At 38.1% G+C, this 19062-nt stretch carries 15 protein-coding genes and 1 pseudogene; 15 read left to right on the top strand and 1 reads right to left on the bottom strand.

What is annotated here, in order from left to right:
• Positions 1 to 101 precede the first annotated feature (101 nt).
• From OK025_RS06565 to OK025_RS06500, 13 genes and pseudogenes are all read left to right on the top strand, one after another.
• Complete coding sequence (locus tag OK025_RS06565) at positions 102 to 587, top strand: acyltransferase (protein WP_317668793.1); 486 nt, start codon at positions 102 to 104, stop codon at positions 585 to 587.
• Positions 571 to 1509: a glycosyltransferase family 2 protein gene (locus tag OK025_RS06560; protein WP_317668792.1), complete on the top strand. Its 939-nt coding sequence runs from the start codon at positions 571 to 573 to the stop codon at positions 1507 to 1509. The genes OK025_RS06565 and OK025_RS06560 overlap by 17 nt, the downstream gene beginning before the upstream one ends.
• Positions 1510 to 1515: 6 nt before the next feature.
• Complete coding sequence (locus OK025_RS06555; protein ID WP_317668791.1) at positions 1516 to 2952, top strand: lipopolysaccharide biosynthesis protein; 1437 nt, start codon at positions 1516 to 1518, stop codon at positions 2950 to 2952.
• Between the two features lie 13 nt (positions 2953 to 2965).
• Positions 2966 to 4093, top strand: a complete 1128-nt coding sequence (locus OK025_RS06550; RefSeq protein ID WP_317668790.1) for a hypothetical protein — start codon at positions 2966 to 2968, stop codon at positions 4091 to 4093.
• Positions 4093 to 4998 carry an SP_1767 family glycosyltransferase gene (locus OK025_RS06545; protein ID WP_317668789.1) on the top strand — a complete coding sequence of 302 codons (906 nt, stop codon included), beginning with the start codon at positions 4093 to 4095 and terminating at the stop codon, positions 4996 to 4998. Before OK025_RS06550 ends, OK025_RS06545 begins: the two co-directional genes overlap by 1 nt.
• Before the next feature lie 4 nt (positions 4999 to 5002).
• Positions 5003 to 6148: a glycosyltransferase family 4 protein gene (locus tag OK025_RS06540; RefSeq protein ID WP_317668788.1), complete on the top strand. Its 1146-nt coding sequence runs from the start codon at positions 5003 to 5005 to the stop codon at positions 6146 to 6148.
• A 5-nt stretch (positions 6149 to 6153) separates the two neighbouring features.
• Positions 6154 to 7310: pseudogene (locus OK025_RS06535) on the top strand (glycosyltransferase family 4 protein).
• Between the two features lie 6 nt (positions 7311 to 7316).
• Positions 7317 to 8186 carry a glycosyltransferase family 2 protein gene (locus tag OK025_RS06525; RefSeq protein ID WP_317668785.1) on the top strand — a complete coding sequence of 290 codons (870 nt, stop codon included), beginning with the start codon at positions 7317 to 7319 and terminating at the stop codon, positions 8184 to 8186.
• 18 nt (positions 8187 to 8204) lie between these two features.
• Positions 8205 to 9386, top strand: coding sequence for a glycosyltransferase family 2 protein (locus OK025_RS06520; RefSeq protein WP_317668784.1), 1182 nt, complete (start codon positions 8205 to 8207; stop codon positions 9384 to 9386).
• A 13-nt stretch (positions 9387 to 9399) separates the two neighbouring features.
• A complete protein-coding gene (locus OK025_RS06515) occupies positions 9400 to 11217 on the top strand; it encodes a PAS domain-containing sensor histidine kinase (protein ID WP_317668783.1) in 1818 nt (605 codons plus the stop codon).
• 11 nt (positions 11218 to 11228) lie between these two features.
• The gene (locus tag OK025_RS06510) at positions 11229 to 12287 is read left to right on the top strand and encodes an endonuclease/exonuclease/phosphatase family protein (protein WP_317668782.1); all 1059 of its coding nucleotides are present in this window, start codon (positions 11229 to 11231) and stop codon (positions 12285 to 12287) included.
• Between the two features lie 122 nt (positions 12288 to 12409).
• Positions 12410 to 13540, top strand: coding sequence for a hybrid sensor histidine kinase/response regulator (locus OK025_RS06505; RefSeq protein WP_317668781.1), 1131 nt, complete (start codon positions 12410 to 12412; stop codon positions 13538 to 13540).
• Between the two features lie 27 nt (positions 13541 to 13567).
• Positions 13568 to 14512 (top strand): UDP-glucuronic acid decarboxylase family protein, encoded by a 945-nt coding sequence (locus OK025_RS06500; RefSeq protein ID WP_317668780.1) that lies wholly within the window; start codon positions 13568 to 13570, stop codon positions 14510 to 14512.
• 31 nt (positions 14513 to 14543) lie between these two features.
• Here OK025_RS06500 and OK025_RS06495 read toward each other — a convergent pair whose 3' ends face one another.
• Entirely contained in the window at positions 14544 to 15338 is a 795-nt protein-coding gene (locus OK025_RS06495; RefSeq protein WP_317668779.1) for a tyrosine-protein phosphatase, read from the bottom strand.
• Between the two features lie 476 nt (positions 15339 to 15814).
• Between OK025_RS06495 and OK025_RS06490 the strand changes: the two genes are divergently transcribed.
• Both OK025_RS06490 and rfbB read left to right on the top strand, forming a co-directional pair.
• Positions 15815 to 17815, top strand: a complete 2001-nt coding sequence (locus OK025_RS06490) for a nucleoside-diphosphate sugar epimerase/dehydratase (RefSeq protein WP_317668778.1) — start codon at positions 15815 to 15817, stop codon at positions 17813 to 17815.
• Between the two features lie 189 nt (positions 17816 to 18004).
• Positions 18005 to 19060 (top strand): dTDP-glucose 4,6-dehydratase, encoded by a 1056-nt coding sequence (gene rfbB / locus OK025_RS06485; protein ID WP_317668777.1) that lies wholly within the window; start codon positions 18005 to 18007, stop codon positions 19058 to 19060.
• Positions 19061 to 19062: the final 2 nt, after the last annotated feature.

Below are 19062 nucleotides of genomic sequence, written 5' to 3'. Positions count from 1 at the left end.
AGCAATGGCTGCATAGGATGTTAATGCATCCTGTAAGAACGCGCCCGAGATGGTATTTAAGATTATTTCAATTTTTATATGTACATAAAGGACATGGGGCTGTGATCTATTGTAGTGTGCGTAAAGATCTGGTACCATTTAGAAAATGTCAAATTGGGGCTCGGACTGTGGTGGAATCATACTCCTTAATTAATAACGCGGTAGGAGATCTTATTATCGGCAGTAATTCGAGGATTGGTGTCGGTAATACAGTAATAGGACCTGTATGGATTGGCGATTATGTACAAATAGGACAACATGTATTAATTTCGGGGCTCAATCACAAGTATGAAAATATTGATATAACGATCGCAGAACAGGGGATAGAAGTCTCACCCGTAAGGATAAATAATAATGTATGGATAGGGGCAAATGCAGTAATATTAGCCGGAATTACTATCGGGGAGCATTGTGTTGTGGGTGCTGGATCAGTGGTGACCAAAGATATCCCACCTTTTTCTGTTGTCGTCGGAAATCCGGCTAAAGTGGTAAAAAAATGGGACGATCAGCAACAAAAATGGATCAAAAACCATGAGAAATCCTCCTGAAATAACTGTAGTGATGCCAGTTTTCAACACGGAAGCATATGTTGATCGCGCGGTAGAGAGTGTCTTGTGCCAGAATTTTGAAAATTTTGAATTGTTATTGATTAATGATGGTTCTACTGATGGAAGCCTTTTACGTTTGGAAAGATGGGCCAAAGTAGATGCTAGAGTACATGTATTTTCTCAAGCGAATCAGGGCTTATCGGGAGCTAGAAATACTGGGATCGCACATGCAAAAGGAGAGTTTATTTATTTTATGGACAGTGATGACCTGATTAAGGAAGATACCCTACATACCTGTTACGGATATTGTAAAAGCAAGCGACTGGATTTTGTATTTTTTGATGCCGAGGTAATCGAAGACGGGTCTCAAAATTCAGTTTTATTGGAAAAGTTCGATTATAAAAGAGCACATACCGAAAGTATGATCTTTTCCGGGATTGAAACGTTTGCTAACCTGTTAAAGCATAGGGAATTTTTTTCGTCAGTGTGCCTTCTCTTTATAAACAGGGGATTTTTAAATAAAATAGGCCTTCTATTCGAAAACTATATTGTGCATGAGGATGAGCTGTTTACATCAATATTATTTTTGGAAGCTCGAAAAACCAGTTATATACCCACCTCGTTTTTTTTACGTCGTTTACGGGCAGGATCTATTATGACAGTTCCTTATTCGATGAAAAATATAAATAGCTATTTTGTGGTGGGAACTAAATTGTTGGCATACACAAAAAGAAATAAAAGACAACGCGATGTTGTCGATTTTTATCTCAAGGAAATGATCGATGCTGCTGTATGGAAGGCTTACACTATGCCCTGGAAAAATCGAATTCATATTCTTATCTTATCCTTAAGAAGCTGGCGCAAATACATTAGGATAAAAACAATATTCGTATTATTGTTTAAAAAATATACAGGGAACTAATGGAAAATGCCAAGCAACAGGTTATATCAGGCGTTTTTTTTTACCGCAATAGCAAAATATGCTAACTTGGTCATTTCTCTCGGTGTGACTGCGGTTCTTGCCCGGCTTTTGTCGCCAGAGCAATTTGGTGTAATTGCTGTTGCAATGGTTATTATAGCTTTTTTGAATTTGATTGCAGATATCGGTCTTTTTCCTGCCGTGATCCAATATAAAAATTTGACTAAAGATGAACTCGGTAATCTGTTTTCTATTTCTTGCTATTTAGGATTTATACTGGCATTAATTCTTGTCTTGATTGCTCCGTTGATAGCCGGCTATTATGGGCAACCTTTGCTTCGAAATATAATCAGGCTATTGGCGATTGGCCTATTCTTTACAGCAAGCTCGGTAGTACCCAATGCCTTATTTTATCGTGAAAGAATGTTCAAATTTATCGCTATCAGAAGCTTTATTATTCAGATTGTCTTGGGGGCGGTGTCAATAAGTGCCGCGTTTTATGGTGCTGGTATATATGCGCTCCTAATTAATCCCATTCTGTATAGTATACTTCTTTTTATCGTTTCCTATGTGCATTTTCCATTGCCTTTTAAATTGAGGATATCTTTAAATACAATTCGGCCAATTTTGCGTTATTCTACGTTTCAATTTCTATTCAACATCGTAAATTATTTTAGTAAAAATTCGGACACATTGCTTATCGGAAGATATCTAGGAATCAATATCTTGGGTTATTATGATAAAGCCTATCAATTGATGTCGCTACCACTGCAAAATATTACACAAGTTATTACACCGGTGATACATCCCATATTGAGTCTAAAAAAAGAGGATAAAATGCAGCTAATCGCTGCGACGGAACAACTCATCGCAATATTGGCTTTAATTGGATTTCCACTTGCAAGCTTTCTTTATTTTGCGGCCGAAGATCTGATTTACCTATTTTTTGGAGCACAGTGGGGGACTGCAGTTCCCGTATTTCAGATCTTGAGCTTGACCGTGGGGATTCAACTCATTCTGTCCTCATCAGGGTCGATTTTTCAAACCACTGGAGATACTAAATATATGTTTCTCTCCGGATTACTTTCGGCCTTGTTGAATGTATGTGGTATATTGCTGGGGATCTTTTATTTTGAGGCTATTTCCGCAGTCGCTGTATGTCTTGTCATATCAAACTGTATCACATTTGTCTTTACTTATGCAATCATGTATACAAAGGTCTTTTACAGAAACTTTCTTTGCTTTTTTTATCTTTTGGCAAAGCCAGTTATGGCGGGTTTATTTTTGACGTTTCTGCTGTATATGTGTGGAATATTTTTGAGGACTGAAATTGTCTGGTATAAACTGTTTGTCAAGATCGTTGTATCTTCTATTTTTTTCATCGCTTTTGTTTGGTTTGCTGGATATAGATCTTATATAGCGTTATATTTAAAGAGAAATAATTAGAGATACTGAGCATATGGAACTAAAAGTTTTATTTCTAGTCTTTCATGGCTTTAGTGCCCATAATGGTATTAGTAAAAAGATATTTGGACAGGTTAAAGGTCTCCGGGAATGTGGGGCTGAGGTCAAACTATGTTACTACGAAGTATTGGACAGTGGGCATCGTGCATGGATTGTAGATGGCGAAATTATTGCTGATTTGGGGAAAGGACCTTGGGCTAAATCAAGAAAGAGATGGGATTTTAGGGGCTTAACTGCTTATGTATCAAGTGAACGTTTTGATCTGATATACATACGTTCTTATCATAACTCGAGTCCTTTTTTGATTAACGCCGTGCGAAAATTTAGGCAAACTGGTGCGAAAGTCGTCATGGAAATTCCGACCTATCCTTATGATCAAGAATATATTCGTTTGATAGACAAGATAATGCAGCTGCCCGATCGTTTTTTTAGAAAAGCTATGGCTTCTGTATTAGATGGTATTGTAACATTTACCGAAGAGGAAGAAATTTTCGGTGCAAAAACTATCAAAATTTCTAATGGTATTGATTTGGATGAACTTCCCTTGCGCGTTAAAAAAACTCATGATGAGTATGAGATTCATTTGCTAGGGGTAGCGGAAATCCATTTCTGGCATGGATTTGATCGGGTTATAAAAGGTTTAGGGATATATTATAAGGGAAATCCGGCGTGCAAGGTCTTCTTCAACATTGTTGGAAATCTGAGTGGAGCAAGGGAACAAAATGAAATATTTTCGGCTATCGAAGCGGCAGGAGTACAGGAGTATGTTTTCCTGCATGGTGCGCTATGGGGTAAGAAGCTCGATTTAATGTTTGACCAAGCTGATTTCGCTATCGGAAGTCTTGCAAGACATCGTAGTGGGATAACATTTATCAGAACATTAAAGACAAGGGAGTATGCTGCGAGAGGGATACCTTTTATGTATTCAGAAGTCGACTCTGATTTCGAAGATAAGCCTTATATATTGAAGGCCAAACCAGATGAATCCCCTATTGATATCAAACAGATTGTATCTTATTGTTTGACCGTAGATTGGGAGCCATTGAGCATTAGAAATGATGTTTATGAATTATCTTGGCGCAATCAAATGAAAAAAGTTATTGATCGTTTAAATTTAAGCTAATGCTATCATTCCTACATAAATTTAAAGATAAGTTTCGCTATAATGTGATTATAGAGTGGTATAACATGTTGGAACTTCTAACAGGAAGAGAACAGCGTGTGAAGCCAACGGTTATGACAATTGAAGAAACTATTGAGCATATTATTTCCGAAAAGTCATCAGTTAGTCGGTTTGGCGATGGTGAAATGCTCTTGATTGGTGGAGAGGGAATACGATTTCAGCATGATGACGATGAGCTTTCTAAAAGATTGGCTGAGGTACTGACAAGTGATCTTACAAACCACATCGTGTGTATCTCGGATGCATTTGTTGATCTGGATAGATACAATAGACGGGCGCGTCGTTTTTGGCGGGCACATTTTTATTTATATGGCGATTTATGGGATAAATATCTTAAGAAAGGAAAGAGGTATGGAAATACTTTTATTACAAGGCCCTATATTGATTTCAGCGACCGGAAAAAATCTGTCTACTGGTTTAACCTGTTAAAACAAATTTGGAGCAAGCGTGATATCGTATTTATAGAGGGAGAAAAGAGTCGCTTAGGCATAGGAAATGATCTTTTTGATAATGTTGAAAGTGTTGGGCGAATCTTATGCCGGTCCAAGGGTGCATTTGATCAGTATGATGTGATCCTTCAGGAAGCGTGTAAATTAGCAAAAAATAGTCTTATCTTAATCGCTTTGGGCCCCACAGCGACTGTATTGGCTTATGATTTGTGCAAATTGGGTTATCAGGCTATAGATGTCGGGCATATTGATATTGAATACGAATGGTTAATGATGGGAGCTAAACATAAAGTTAATATAAAGTCTAAATATGTCAATGAAGTGATTGGCGGGGATCAGGTTGTGGTACATGGCGAAGATCTTTATCAACGTCAGATTTTAAAAAAGCTGTTTTGAGAAGATGAAAATTCTGTATTATTTACCTTCATTGTATACTTCTGGTGGATTGGAGCGGATTATCGTTTTTAAGGCAAATTATTTTGCCAATCATCTGCCGGATGCGCAAGTTATTTTGGTGACATCGGAGCAGCTAAATAAGCCCAGCTTTTTTCCGCTTTCGGAAAATGTGAAACATATCGATTTAAATGTTTGTATTGACTATCCATTTGATCAGTCGTCCTTGCTTAAGTTATTTCGTTTCCCTTCTCTCTACCGAAAGTTTAAAAATCGATTTCTAAAAATCCTTGAACAGGAGATGCCCGATATCGTAATTTCTACAATTAGAAGGGAAATCAATTTTTTACCACTGCTGAAGGATGGTAGTATTAAGGTGGCAGAATTGCATGTAACGAAGGATTTTTATCATCCCAATTTTCCGAAAGGAATGAGCCGCTTTTTACGGGAAAGAAAAGACCGTGTCAGACTCAAAAAATTAAAGTTGATGGATGCTGTCGTTTTTCTCACGGCTCAGGAAAAGAGTTTTTGGCCAGAGCTTTCAAACGTGCACGTGATACCTAACCCTTTAGTTTTTAGACCTAAAGGCGTATCTAATTGCCAAGCGAAGCAAGTCATTGCGGTTGGAAGATATGTTCCTCAGAAAGGATTTGACTTGTTAATAGAGGCTTGGTCTATAGTGAATGCTAGTTATCCCGATTGGGTCTTAAAAATCTATGGCGACGGTAATCCCGTTGAATTACAAGATCAGATAGATCGTCTTAACTTAACCGAGAGTTGCAAATTAAAGCCCAGTACCACGATGATTGAAGAGAAATATTGTGATAGCTCTATTTTTGTGCTATCTTCACGGTATGAGGGCTTTGGTATGGTATTGGTTGAGGCCATGGCATGTGGATTACCTAGTATTGCATTTGATTGCCCATCAGGACCAAGTGAAATAATTCGGGATGGCATAGACGGATTTTTAGTGGAAAATGGAAATGTTAAGGAGATGGCCAAAAGAATATGTAGCTTGATAAAAGACGATCTGTTGAGAAAGGAAATGGGAGAAAGAGCACAGCTAAATAGTGCTCGATTTCATATGGAAAATATCGCAGAGCAATGGAAAGACCTATTTGAATCTTTTGGGAAAAATACTAAAGGTGATTAAACAATATGAAAAGGAAACTTAAGCTTGCTTACATTATTCCAGGTCTGTTTTACCCTAGTGGCATGGAAAGGGTGCTCACAGCGAAGGTAAACTATTTCGTCAAAAAATTTGATTATGAAATTCATATTTTTGTCACTGACGGAAAAGGATCAGAGCCCTATTATCCTTTAGATGAGAAAATAAAATTGCATCACCTCGATATCAACTTTGACGGTATATTTTCTCTATCCTTATTGAAGCGAACCTTAAGCTATTGGAAAAAGCAACGACTGTTTAAAGCTAGACTTGAAGAACAATTATGTCTTATAAAGCCCGATATTACTGTATCGTTATTGAGACGGGACGTCAATTTTATCAATGATTTAAAAGACGGCAGTTTGAAAGTTGGCGAATTACATTTTAATAGGTTAGTCTATCGTCAGTTTACAGATAAAAGATTTCCTGGCTTTATGCAGAGAGGAATATCAAAATTGTGGCAGGGTCAACTCATCAAGAATCTGCGAAAGCTATCGGCTTTTGTCGTGCTAACGAATGAGGATGCGGGCTATTGGCGCGAACTCGATAATATTTCGGTTATTTCCAATCCCTTATCTTTCTATCCTGATAAAGCTGCTCTACTCAATAATAAACAAGTAATTGCAGTTGGAAGAATGACTTATCAAAAGGGATTTGATTTACTGATTAGTGCTTGGGAAATGGTGGCGAAAAAGCACCCGGAATGGATATTAAAAATCTATGGGGGGGGGATAGGGCGATGTATTTGTCGATGGTAAAAGAGTTGGGGTTGTCGGGAAGTTGCTTTTTGGAAAATGGAACTGCTTCAATAGCTGAAAAATATGATGATAGTTCAATCTTTGTTTTATCATCAAGATATGAGGGATTCCCACTGGTTTTGGGAGAAACAATGGCTTATGGCGTTCCGCCCGTGTCTTTTATGTGTCCATGTGGTCCCCGTGATATTATCGTTGATGGGCAGAATGGATTACTGGTAGAAAATGGTAATATTAAACAGTTAGCAGACGGAATTTGTCTACTTATTGAAGACGAAGCACGGAGAAAAGAAATGGGGAAAAATGCTAGAAATGATGTGAGAAAGTTTGATTTGGAAAATATAGCAAAACAGTGGCAGCAACTTTTCGAATCTATACGACCAGTAGAATGATTAGCTATGAATAACGAATGGTATAGGAAGTATTTATCTGTTTATCAGGTGCGGCCGGATCAAGTATCTCAGTCTACAATCAATACTATTGTGGAACAGCTCAAAAGATTTGAAGCGAATGAGCCTTTAGTAACTGTAGCTGTTATCGCTTATAATGAAGATAGGAACTTATGGGCTTGCTTATGGTCATTAAGTGATCTTAAATCACGGTATCCTATTGAAATTATCGGTATAAATAATAATTCAATTGATAAAACCGAAGAAATTTTTAAGAAAGCAGGAATTCGATATTATAATGAGAAACAAAGCGGCTGTGGGTTTGCGAGGCAATGTGGATTGAATCATGCCAAAGGGAAGTATCATCTTAATATCGATGCCGACACACTTTATCCAAGCGGATATGTGGATGTAATGGTAAGCGCATTAGAACGACAAGGTGTAGTGGCAGCAAGCGCTTCCTGGGGTTATATTCCAGATAAGACTCATAGCCGATTTTCACTATGGATTTATGAGCGTGTACGCGACATTTTTCTGTTCATCCAATCGATAAACAGACCTGAACTTAGTGTTCGGGGTTTGGTGTTTGCTTATCATACAGCGTTAGCTCAAAAGGTTGGAATCCGGACTGATATCATAAGGGGAGAAGACGGGTCCTTAGCCTTGGGACTAAAAAAATTTGGTCGGATTGTTTTTGTCCATAATAGAAAAGCGAAAGCAATAACGGGCTATGGAACACTTGCAGCAGACGGATCTTTATTTAACAGTTTTAAAGTTCGTTGTAAAAAAGCGTTTAAGAATTTAATGTTAGTTTTTTCCAAGTCGGATAGCTATAGGGACGAAGATTCGAATTTGATTAACAGTGATAAAAGAAAATAGGTTATCTATTTAGTACAGATGAGTTTGCATATTGTTTTTTGGAGTGCCCTCTTGTTGGTGCTATATACCTATATCGGGTATGCTATCTTAATTTATATATTGGCAAGATTATTTCCATACCCTAGAAAGGAGAGGTCTCAAAATAGCGAAGAATATGAGCTTCCTCCATTGACACTATTTATTGCAGCCTACAATGAGTCAGAAATAATTCCAGATAAAATGCTGAACTGCCTTGAGCTTGATTATCCTAAAGATAAATTAAACATTCTTTGGGTTATAGATGGAAGTACTGATGATAGTCTTGAGCTGTTAGCAAAGTATCCGATGGTTAAGATTGTCGGTTCAGCTCATAGGAAAGGTAAGACAGCTGCCATTAATCACGGTATGGAATATGTGAAAACTCCAATTGTCGTCTTTAGCGATGCAAATTGTTTACTTAATGCCGGGGCGTTGAAGATTATTGCTCGCCAATTTCAAGATCCGACAATCGGCTGTGTCTCGGGTGAAAAAAGAGTGGCTTTTGATAATGACGATACTGTTTCTTCAAAAGGGGAGGGAGCCTATTGGAAATATGAATCCCTCTTGAAAAGATTAGACTTCGAATTTTATTCAGCAGTCGGAGCCGCTGGAGAACTTTTTGCTGTAAGGACAGAATTATTTGCTGCGATGGAAGAAGATACCTTATTGGATGATTTTATGCTTTCAATGCGCATTGCATTAAAAGGTTACCGTATTGCATACACAGCGGACGCTTATGCTGTTGAATATGGTTCGCTGAATATGGAAGAGGAAGGAAAAAGGAAAAGACGTATTGCTGCTGGGGGATGGCAGTCTATAGGAAGATTACTGCCATTACTAAATGGCTTTAAATTTGGGAAGTTGAGCTTCCAATATATTTCACATCGTGTGTTGCGTTGGTCTGTTACACCTTTTGCGCTTTTTGCACTCTTCCCCTTAGCGGCAATTCTTGGATATCGGTGCTCATCACCTTTCAATGTGTTTTCTGTCATTTTTGTGTTTCAGTGTGTCTTTTATCTTTGTGCGGCTTTTGGCTATTTGATGCGAAATAATCCCAATAGTACAAAGTTGTTTTATATTCCATATTACTTTCTGTTTATGAATATCAATGTAATGCGCGGAATTTATTATTTATTTAGCAGAAGCTTTATTGGCGGATGGGAGAAATCTCAAAGAAAATAATCTAAAGAATGTTATGGGAAAAAAAATATTACATGATTTAAAATTCTTGGAGAAAGTCTTGAATATGACTTGTGATACATTGTTGCTGGTAAACAAGGATAATATCTGCGTGGATGCGATAATGAAAACAAATAATCCGGTTTTAAATTCCGATATTAATCCAATTGGGAAAAATCTGTTGTCTATTTTACCGCAGCCAACTTCAGCTCTTATCGAACAGGAGTTTAACTTTTGCCGCCAAACAGGAGAGACTTCCAATCTAAATTATGACCTGCCTACGGAAGAGCAGATGTATTATTTCAAGTTTTTAATTCACAAATTTGATGACGAACATCTAATATGCCAATATCGGGATATCACACAGCGTAGTAACATGAAGTACCGTCTTAAATCTGCACTGACTGCCCAACTTGAGGTGGGAAAGGTCGCTATGATCGGGCATTGGACTTATGATCTGCAACAGCAGGAATTTACGCATAATGGCTATTCGAACCTTCGGAGGAAAAATCTTGAAGAGCCTGAGAAAATAGCTTTGCAAGATCTGCTCCCACATGTTCACCCAGATGATAGAAAGAAGATGGAAGCTTTTTTGCATAACGACGCTATTGAGTATAGTACATTTGAGTACCGCATAAAACAACCTGATTCGCCCATTACGTATGTACGGGCGACAAAATATGCCAAACGCCTTGAAAACAATATTCATATTATAGATGGCTTTTCTCAAAATGTAAGCGATTTCATTAAAAATCGAAATGAACTTGAAATGGTGCTTGCTGTTGTTGATAATGCACCATACAGTATTTTTGCTTGTCATAAAAATGGGACAATGGCTTTTGCGAATAAGGCATGCCGACAGCAAAATGGTCTGAAAGAAGAAGAGGTCATTGTTGACTTAAAAGTTTTTGAATGCCTGCGGGAGTTCACAACAGAAGAAGCTTGGGGCTTATCTGTGCAAAAAATCATTTCTTCTTCGGGTTATTATCAATATCGTTGTGATACGGTTTATCCAGAACTGGATATTATTGGCTCAGAATGCAGTTCGCTGATGATTAAAAATGGGAACGGTGAAGATATCATCTGGACCATTAAGCGGGATATCTCGGATCAGCTTCGTTACGAGGAGCAGCTGTTGCGTTCAAAAAAAGCTGCAGAGGAATCTGAGCGGTTAAAATCTGCATTTATCTCCAATATGAATCATGAAATCCGGACGCCGCTTAGCGCAATTATGGGCTTTGGAAGTATTATTGCCGATACGCCAGATCCTGAGCTGCGAAAGGAGTATGGGGAGCTCCTCAATGCAAATAGCAGCCAGTTGCTACGGCTAATAACGGATGTACTGGAAATGTCGCAGATGGATGCAGGCAAAGTAAGATTAAAGAATTCGGACGTGTCCCTTAAAGGAATATTGAATGAGCTTTCAATGAGTTTCTTGTCAAATGAGGAACAGCCAGCCATAATTTTTGACATTCCTGAAAAGGAATTGGTGGCAAGGCTTGATCGTGGAAGAGTGATTCAGGTACTCGTCAATTTAATTAATAACAGTTTGAAATTTACGCCACCTGAGGGTGCTATACACGTTGGTTACAGGCTAAGTAATGATTATGTAGAATTCTTTGTTAAAGATAATGGTATTGGCATAGCCAAGGAAAATCAGGAGTTGATCTTCAATAGATTTTATAAGATTAATTCAATGGATAAGGGGACGGGATTGGGGCTGGCAATTTGTAAAGGTATTGTTGAGCAGATGAATGGACAGTTGGGTGTCGAATCGGAGCTTGGACAAGGCGCTACTTTTAGCATAAGATTGCCTTTAAGCGAACAAAATTAAAATAGCATACCATGACTAGAGATATTGAATTTAGGCCGGTGAGCATTTCCAGGTTACTGGTCGGGATTGTCATTCTATTGATGGCTATACTCGCCTCCTTGTCGTTTTTGGCTTTGCTTATTTCGCCTCAGACCACTGTTATTTTCCAATGGATTGGTGTGTTGTTACCTGCACTTATATGTGGTAATTTTCTTTTTTTTATTATCGGATTATATAAACGTAGTTGGTACAGTATTTGTCCGTTAATAGCACTATTGGCCAACTTTCATTATTTCATAAAAGTAATCCAGATAAACGGGATAGCGCAAACTGAAACATCGGACATACGTTTCGCATCTTACAACGTTCGTGAATTCAAAATGATTTATAATCTATCTTCGATGCAACAGATTGCTTCCTATATTGATTCGCAGCGGGTAAATACCTTATGTTTACAGGAAGTTCCGGCCGACTGTTCCGTATCGGAACTCAAGCAATCATTTGGCCAGTTTCAATATTTCATAATAACAGGGAGTAAATCAGGGCAGAATCAACTTGCTATCTTAAGTAAATTTCCCCTGGACTCGGTACAGGTTGTTTCGTTTAAAGAGCGGCCCAACTGTGCACTTTTTGCCGATCTTTCCCTCAAAGACAAAAAGATCAGGATCGGAACCTGTCATTTGCAGACAACAAATTGGAACCAGGTAAAAAGGGATTTACTGCCTGCTGAAAATACGACCTTTAAATGGTGGAATGCAATTAAAACAATGTCTGAAAATTTTAGATTGAGAGGTGGACAGGCTGATTATTTAAGAAATTTAATTGATCAATCTTCTTTTCCTACGCTTATTTGCGGGGACTTTAATAATAGCCCTAATTCCTATAGTTATCATAAAATTAAAGGAAATTTGAAGGATGCATTTCGCGAAGCAGGTAATGGATATGGATATACTTACAGTAATTTAATGAAGCTGTTTCGCATTGATTTTGTATTTTTTTCTGGAGCTACATTTCAGGCTGTAAATTATAGAACGGGAGATGTTGACTATAGTGATCATCTTCCTGTATTGGTTGATTTTAAAGTAAATTGATATATATATAACATTTTTGCTACACAAATTATGGGTGCAATTATTAATGTATTATTGATTCATGAATTTTATAAAAGGATAGCATCCTTCTAGACAGTGTCTAAACAAGCTAATAATGATCTATGGAAATCGATTTTTCAATGTATAATATTCTGATCTTAGAGGATTCTGAGCTAAATCTTTTTGTGCTAAAAGAGATTTTAGAACGGGAGCACTTCAACGTATTCTCCGCTTCCGGTGCTAAAGGGGCATTTGAAAATTTGCAACAGCAGAGGATAGATCTTATTTTAATGGATGTCATGATGGGGAATACGAACGGATTTGATCTAACAAAGGAGCTGAAATCCATGGAGCTGTATAAGCATATTCCAGTTTTATTTATTACAAACTTAAAATCTCCGGATGATGTTGTGCGTGGATTTGATAGTGGCGGTGTAGATTATATTCCGAAGCCTTTCAATAAAAAGGAATTACTTCAGCGCATCAAACATCAAATCAAGCTTATTGAATCGGGCCATACAATTGCGATGCAGACAGCACAGCTTCAGGAAGCGATATTAAACCGCGATAGAATGTATGCTATTCTTGCTCACGATCTACGAAGTCCGATTTCTTCACTCAAAATGATCTTAAATATTTTGACCATGAGTCCTGAGGGAAGTAATACTGGTTATGGAGATATGATCAATACGGGCAATGACATTGCGGAACAACTTTTCAGCGTTTTGGACAATCTACTTAAATGGACCAAAAACAGCTTGGGTGTATTGAGTTATATGCCACAAGAAATTGAACTCGATGAAATGATCAAAGGTGTGGTGGAGACACTTCAGCCTACAGCTAAATTAAAAAATATTGAAATTCAATTAGCATTACAATCCGGATTACAAATCTTTTTTGATGCGGATATCATGAAAAGTATCTTAAGAAATCTTTTGATAAATGCGGTGAAGTTTAGCCATGAAGATTCCTTGATTAAGCTCAACTTAAACCGAGATGGAGATGATGTTGTTGTTGAATTTATCGATACGGGGGTAGGAATGAGTGTGGATGCACAACACCAACTGCAACAGCAGATAATGGAAGAGGGAAAGATAACCCCTATGCGGGAGAAAGGTAAAGGTTTAGGTCTATGGGTAGTTTACCATTTTATCCATCAAAATGGTGGAGCATTCTTTTTTGAGTCGGAAGAAAATGTTGGCTCCCGTTTCGGTTTTCGTATTCCGCTAATGGACACAGCATCTCATCAGTAAAAACGCAAAATTATAAATTGATATTTTATGTATAACCTAAAAAAAAGAATTCTAGTTTCGGGTGGAGCTGGATTTATAGGTTCCCATCTTTGTGAACGTTTATTGAAGGATGGGAATGAAGTGGTTTGTATGGACAATTTTTTTACCGGGGATAAATCGAATATTGTTCATTTGCTACAGAATCCCTATTTCGAGCTTGTACGGCACGACGTGACGGAGCCTTTTTTGGCTGAGGTTGACGAAATATATAATCTGGCTTGTCCTGCAAGTCCGGTACACTATCAGTACAATCCAATTAAAACCATTAAAACTTCGGTGATGGGAGCAATCAATATGCTTGGGCTTGCAAAGCGGGTTAACGCACGCGTTTTACAAGCTTCTACCAGCGAAGTATATGGTGACCCGAAGGTTCATCCGCAGCAAGAAAGCTATTGGGGAAATGTAAATCCTATCGGTATTCGATCCTGCTATGATGAGGGAAAGCGATGTGCGGAAACGCTATTTATGGATTATCATCGTCAACATCATATTGCTATAAAGATTGTCCGCATTTTTAATACTTATGGCCCACGTATGCATCCTCAAGATGGAAGGGTGGTATCCAACTTTATTATGCAAGCTTTACAGCATAAGGATATTACCATTTATGGTGAAGGAAATCAGACCCGCAGTTTTCAATATGTAGATGACCTGGTGGAAGGAATGATTCGAATGATGGCTACTGAAAAGTCTTTTATCGGCCCGGTAAACATCGGTAATCCAAATGAATTCACGATACTACAATTGGCGGAGCAAGTGATTCTCCAAACTGGATCAAAATCAAAGATTAAGTTTTTGCCCTTGCCACAAGACGACCCGCAACAACGAAAACCAGACATTGAACTTGCGAAGAAAAGCTTGAGCTGGAATCCTACAGTTCAGCTGGAAGAAGGACTGTCGAAGACAATAGCATATTTTAAAACATGTTTATAAGGTATTAATGCCAATCTGTTATATTATTGCTTTATCCGGCAATAACTTGTGCTTTATGCTGTGTGATATGATCAAGAAGCGTTTCATTTAAAATCGGTGAAGTTTTCAACATCTCACGGATGGGATATTTCTCGACAATATTTTTTAAAGCGTCCAGATGGCGCTGATGGTGTAGGTCGGTTCCCACAAAATCATACATGCCTGATTTCAAAAGGGTCATAGCAATGGCTTTCACATCGACGCCATAATATCGGCTTAATGAAAGAAGATTTAACTGTAGCAGACAACCTGCATCTTTAATTTGCTTATAAATATTAAAATTACTATGGTAATAATTATAGCGCTCGGGATGTGCAAGAATGGGTTTATACCCTAATTTTTGAATATCTCTAATCGTGTGGAATAAAGCTTTCGATTCCGAAAGGTATGACATCTCGATCAGCACATAACCACCGGGCATGACGCACAATTCATTTTCACGAATTAATAAAGGGAGGTTTTCGTCAATCATATGTTCGGCAGCCCCGAATATATCGATATCATTGCCGGACTTTTTAAGCCCCTCAACAAGGGAATCTTTCGCATGCTCAATACTGAACTTGGTGTTTTGATGAACGCCAGCCATAATATGTGGTGTACAGATAAACTTTTTAAGTCCTAGGCGTTGAAGTTGCTGGATATAATGTAAGGATTGTTGGACAGAATCGCTCCCATCATCAATGCCTGGTAACAGATGATTATGCATATCTACTTCTAGAAATTCCAACTGCGCCAAAGAGCGAATGGATGAAGTCTTTTTCCCAAACAGGTTGCTAAAAAATCCCATGATGTACATTATTTATGTTGTGAAAAATAGTTCGGTAAAGGAGCGGCGTTTCAGTTTATATTAAGCGGAGAAGTAAAAATTTAATTCCTTTCCATGACTATTTCTAATTAATTACAAACAATATGCCAATAATTGAGTTAATTACTGTATGCCTACATATGGCGATAAAGGGATTGGTTTGCTTATGTTAAGACGATCGTTATTTTATGTGCCTGAAATGTTAATTATGAAGAATAAATGCTATTATTTTTTTTTTGTAACAGTTTCGGTATAATAGTTGCTTGATCCACGTTGATAAATTTATGGAAAAGATAGGGTTCTTTTTTAATGATATTTTATCAATGAGGTATTTTAGGTATGAAAATTTGACTATCTTGCGTCTCCTTTATAAAATATTATAATAAAGCCATATCAGATCGTGTTCGTTTGTCGCATACATGGTCAGTAACATTTTAATTAAATAAGAGAAAAAGCTTATGATGGGTTCTCTAGGAGATTTAAGAAGACGCCTGAGAAAGGACAATCCACGATGGGTCATTTTAATGATCGATATGTGGTTTGTATTTGCAAGCTACGTCTTTTCTAATTTTGTGGTCAATAACTTTAAGGGTGTATTTGATATTGAATTGATGCTGAAGAAAGTTGTCGTCATATTGCCGATATATTTCATAATGTTTTTAGGTTATGATACTTTTCGGGGTATTGTTCGGCAGACGGGCATTCGGGATACCATTAAAATCTTTAAGACAGTTGGTTCTGCCTATGTGATTTTAATGCTGTTAACCTTAATTATCAAAGCTATTTTTGATAAAGGTACGATGGCAGGAGACTATCTTCGTTTATCCTATGGCGTGTTGACCATGCAGGCTTGTATTCTTCTTGTCATTATGGTGGGTGCGCGCGTGGTTTACCGTACTATTTATGAGTATCTTTTTTTACCGGCAAGAAAAGGTGAGAATGTGCTGATATTTGGAGCTTCAAGACCAGGGTTAGTATCATTCTCCTTATTGAAGGAGGATCCGAGAACGAAGTATCAAGTAGTTGCTTTTGTGGAAGATAAAATATCGCGAATAGGAAAGCGATTGGCTGGAATAAAAATTAAAGATATTACTGAAATCACAAGGGACTATGTTGAGAAATGCCAAATTACTCAGGTCATCATTGCTGTAGAAAATAACGACCCCGAGCGTTTGGAGTATGTATCAGACTGGTTCCAAAATATTGGTCTTGAACTCAAGATCATGCCTCCGGCACGAATCTTACTTAATTCAGGAGCGAAACGTGAAATCAGGCCATTGAAGATTGAAGATTTATTGGGACGCAAGCCAATTAAATTGGATCATCCAGAAATTGAACAAGAGATGCAGGGTAAAGTCATCTTGGTGACCGGTGCCGCTGGATCTATCGGTTCGGAACTAGCCCGTCAGATCGCCAGACGTCATTATAAAAAATTAATCTTGCTGGATCAAGCTGAATCAGCATTGTATGATATACAGCAGTCTATTAAGGCTACATTGCCCGAAGATATGCATTGTGTAGTCGGTGATGTGCGTAATTATGCATTCATGCAGAATATATTTGCACACTATAAACCCGATTTGGTATTTCATGCAGCGGCCTATAAGCACGTGCCTTTAATGGAGGCAAACCCCTACGAGTCAATTCAGACGAATGTTTTAGGAAGTAAAAATGTAGCCGATCTGTGTATGCAATATGGGACTAAAAAAATGGTTATGGTGTCTACGGATAAGGCTGTTAACCCAACCAATGTGATGGGGGCGACCAAACGTATGGCCGAGATTTACGTGAGCAGCTGCAGCGGTAAATCCAATACCAGTTTTATCATTACACGTTTTGGAAATGTACTGGGTTCAAATGGTTCTGTCATTCCGCTTTTTGAAAAGCAAATGGCAGAGGGAGGGCCGCTGACGTTGACCCATCCTGAAATCACCCGTTTCTTTATGACGATCCCTGAAGCATGTCAATTGGTACAGGAGGCTGGTGTGATGGGAAAAGGGGGCGAGATTTTTGTGTTCGATATGGGTAAGTCTGTTAAAATAATTGATTTAGCAAAACGGATGATCAAGCTGAAAGGTTATCGTTACCCAGAAGATATCGATATAAAAATTGTTGGATTACGTCCAGGAGAGAAAATTTATGAAGAATTGTTGGCGAATAATGAGAATACCGTGAAGACTCATCATCCTAAAATCATGATCGCAAAAGTGAATCACGATGAATTGCTGCTTAAAGCAGAACGTATCAATGCGATCTGCCAGCAGATTTTGGATGCGGATACCCATTTGCCAGATTTTATGGAGCTTGTTGCCGGAATGAAGCAGATTGTTCCGGAGTTTAAATCTCAAAATTCCGAATACGAAGTGTTGGATTCAACTGAAGAGAAGGAAGAGATCAAATTGGCGAATGAGACACCTGTAGAGGTGCCCGTTTATTCTTTAGTAAAGAATGTATTATAATCAGAAAAGTTTGTAGATCATTAACAATATAAAGAAATGAAAGGCCTTCGTATGGAAGGCTTTTATTGTTTATTCCATTTACTCATGGGTTAAAACTTGTCAATTAACAAAAATCATCCTATTTTTAGCGAACTATTTGGTGAACTCATCATTCGCAGACCAATGGTCTAAACATTCGAGAATCATTATATGAATAAAACAATTTTAATTACCGGAGGGGCGGGCTTTATAGGCTCACACGTTGTCCGTGAGTTTGTGTTAAAGTATCCCGAATATCAGATCGTTAATCTGGACGCTTTGACCTATGCGGGTAATCTGGAGAATTTAAAGGATATAGAGCATTTGTCTAATTATACCTTTGTTAAGGCGGATATTACGGACCAGCAGGCTGTATCAGCTATTTTTCAGGAATACCGACCAGACGGTATTATCCATTTGGCCGCGGAGTCGCATGTCGATCGTTCAATTGTCGATCCAATGGCTTTCGTTATGACTAACGTGATTGGAACGGTCAATTTATTGAATGCGGCCAAGACAATTTGGAAGGATAATTTTGAAGGAAAGCGATTTCATCATGTGTCAACGGATGAGGTGTTTGGAGCGCTCGGTGATACCGGATTTTTTACGGAAGAAACAAACTATGATCCACATTCACCGTATTCGGCATCCAAAGCAAGTTCAGATCATTTTGTACGGGCTTACCATGATACCTACGGCCTGCCTATTGTGTTGACAAACTGTTCAAACAACTATGGGCCGAATCATTTTCCGGAGAAATTGATTCCTTTGTGCATTCATAATATTTTAAATCATAAATCGCTACCTGTTTATGGTAATGGAAAATATACCCGCGATTGGTTATACGTAATCGATCATGCAAAAGCCATCGATCTCGTTTTTCATGAAGGGAAAAATGGCGATTCCTATAACGTGGGTGGATTCAATGAATGGCAAAATATAGATCTGATCAAAGAGCTATGCAAACAGATGGATGAGAAATTGGGGCGTATCCAAGGCTCTTCGGAAGAGTTGATTACCTTTGTTAAGGACCGACCAGGGCATGATTTGCGTTATGCGATTGATGCAACAAAGATCAATAAGGAATTGGGGTGGAAGCCTTCAGTAACCTTTGAAGAAGGTTTGTCACGGACCATAGACTGGTTTTTGGCTAATCAGGAATGGTTGGACCATGTGACATCTGGAGATTATAAAAAATATTACGACAATCAATACAAAGAGGCATAAGA

Origin of the sequence: Sphingobacterium sp. UGAL515B_05 (genome assembly GCF_033097525.1) — a bacterium.
Lineage (GTDB): Bacteria > Bacteroidota > Bacteroidia > Sphingobacteriales > Sphingobacteriaceae > Sphingobacterium.
The sequence above is the reverse complement of the archived record's forward strand: the minus strand, read 5'-3'. Positions and strand labels throughout refer to the sequence as shown.

What these genes read in the sequence shown, in the direction of transcription:
- OK025_RS06560 (WP_317668792.1), top strand. Translation starts at nt 571, where the DNA reads ATGAGAAATCCTCCTGAAATAACTGTAGTGATGCCAGTTTTCAACACG.
- OK025_RS06555 (WP_317668791.1), top strand. Translation starts at nt 1,516, where the DNA reads ATGCCAAGCAACAGGTTATATCAGGCGTTTTTTTTTACCGCAATAGCA.
- OK025_RS06550 (WP_317668790.1), top strand. Translation starts at nt 2,966, where the DNA reads ATGGAACTAAAAGTTTTATTTCTAGTCTTTCATGGCTTTAGTGCCCAT.
- OK025_RS06545 (WP_317668789.1), top strand. Translation starts at nt 4,093, where the DNA reads ATGCTATCATTCCTACATAAATTTAAAGATAAGTTTCGCTATAATGTG.
- OK025_RS06540 (WP_317668788.1), top strand. Translation starts at nt 5,003, where the DNA reads ATGAAAATTCTGTATTATTTACCTTCATTGTATACTTCTGGTGGATTG.
- OK025_RS06525 (WP_317668785.1), top strand. Translation starts at nt 7,317, where the DNA reads ATGAATAACGAATGGTATAGGAAGTATTTATCTGTTTATCAGGTGCGG.
- OK025_RS06520 (WP_317668784.1), top strand. Translation starts at nt 8,205, where the DNA reads ATGAGTTTGCATATTGTTTTTTGGAGTGCCCTCTTGTTGGTGCTATAT.
- OK025_RS06515 (WP_317668783.1), top strand. Translation starts at nt 9,400, where the DNA reads ATGGGAAAAAAAATATTACATGATTTAAAATTCTTGGAGAAAGTCTTG.
- OK025_RS06510 (WP_317668782.1), top strand. Translation starts at nt 11,229, where the DNA reads ATGACTAGAGATATTGAATTTAGGCCGGTGAGCATTTCCAGGTTACTG.
- OK025_RS06505 (WP_317668781.1), top strand. Translation starts at nt 12,410, where the DNA reads ATGGAAATCGATTTTTCAATGTATAATATTCTGATCTTAGAGGATTCT.
- OK025_RS06500 (WP_317668780.1), top strand. Translation starts at nt 13,568, where the DNA reads ATGTATAACCTAAAAAAAAGAATTCTAGTTTCGGGTGGAGCTGGATTT.
- OK025_RS06495 (WP_317668779.1), bottom strand. Translation starts at nt 15,338, where the DNA reads ATGGGATTTTTTAGCAACCTGTTTGGGAAAAAGACTTCATCCATTCGC.
- OK025_RS06490 (WP_317668778.1), top strand. Translation starts at nt 15,815, where the DNA reads ATGATGGGTTCTCTAGGAGATTTAAGAAGACGCCTGAGAAAGGACAAT.
- rfbB (WP_317668777.1), top strand. Translation starts at nt 18,005, where the DNA reads ATGAATAAAACAATTTTAATTACCGGAGGGGCGGGCTTTATAGGCTCA.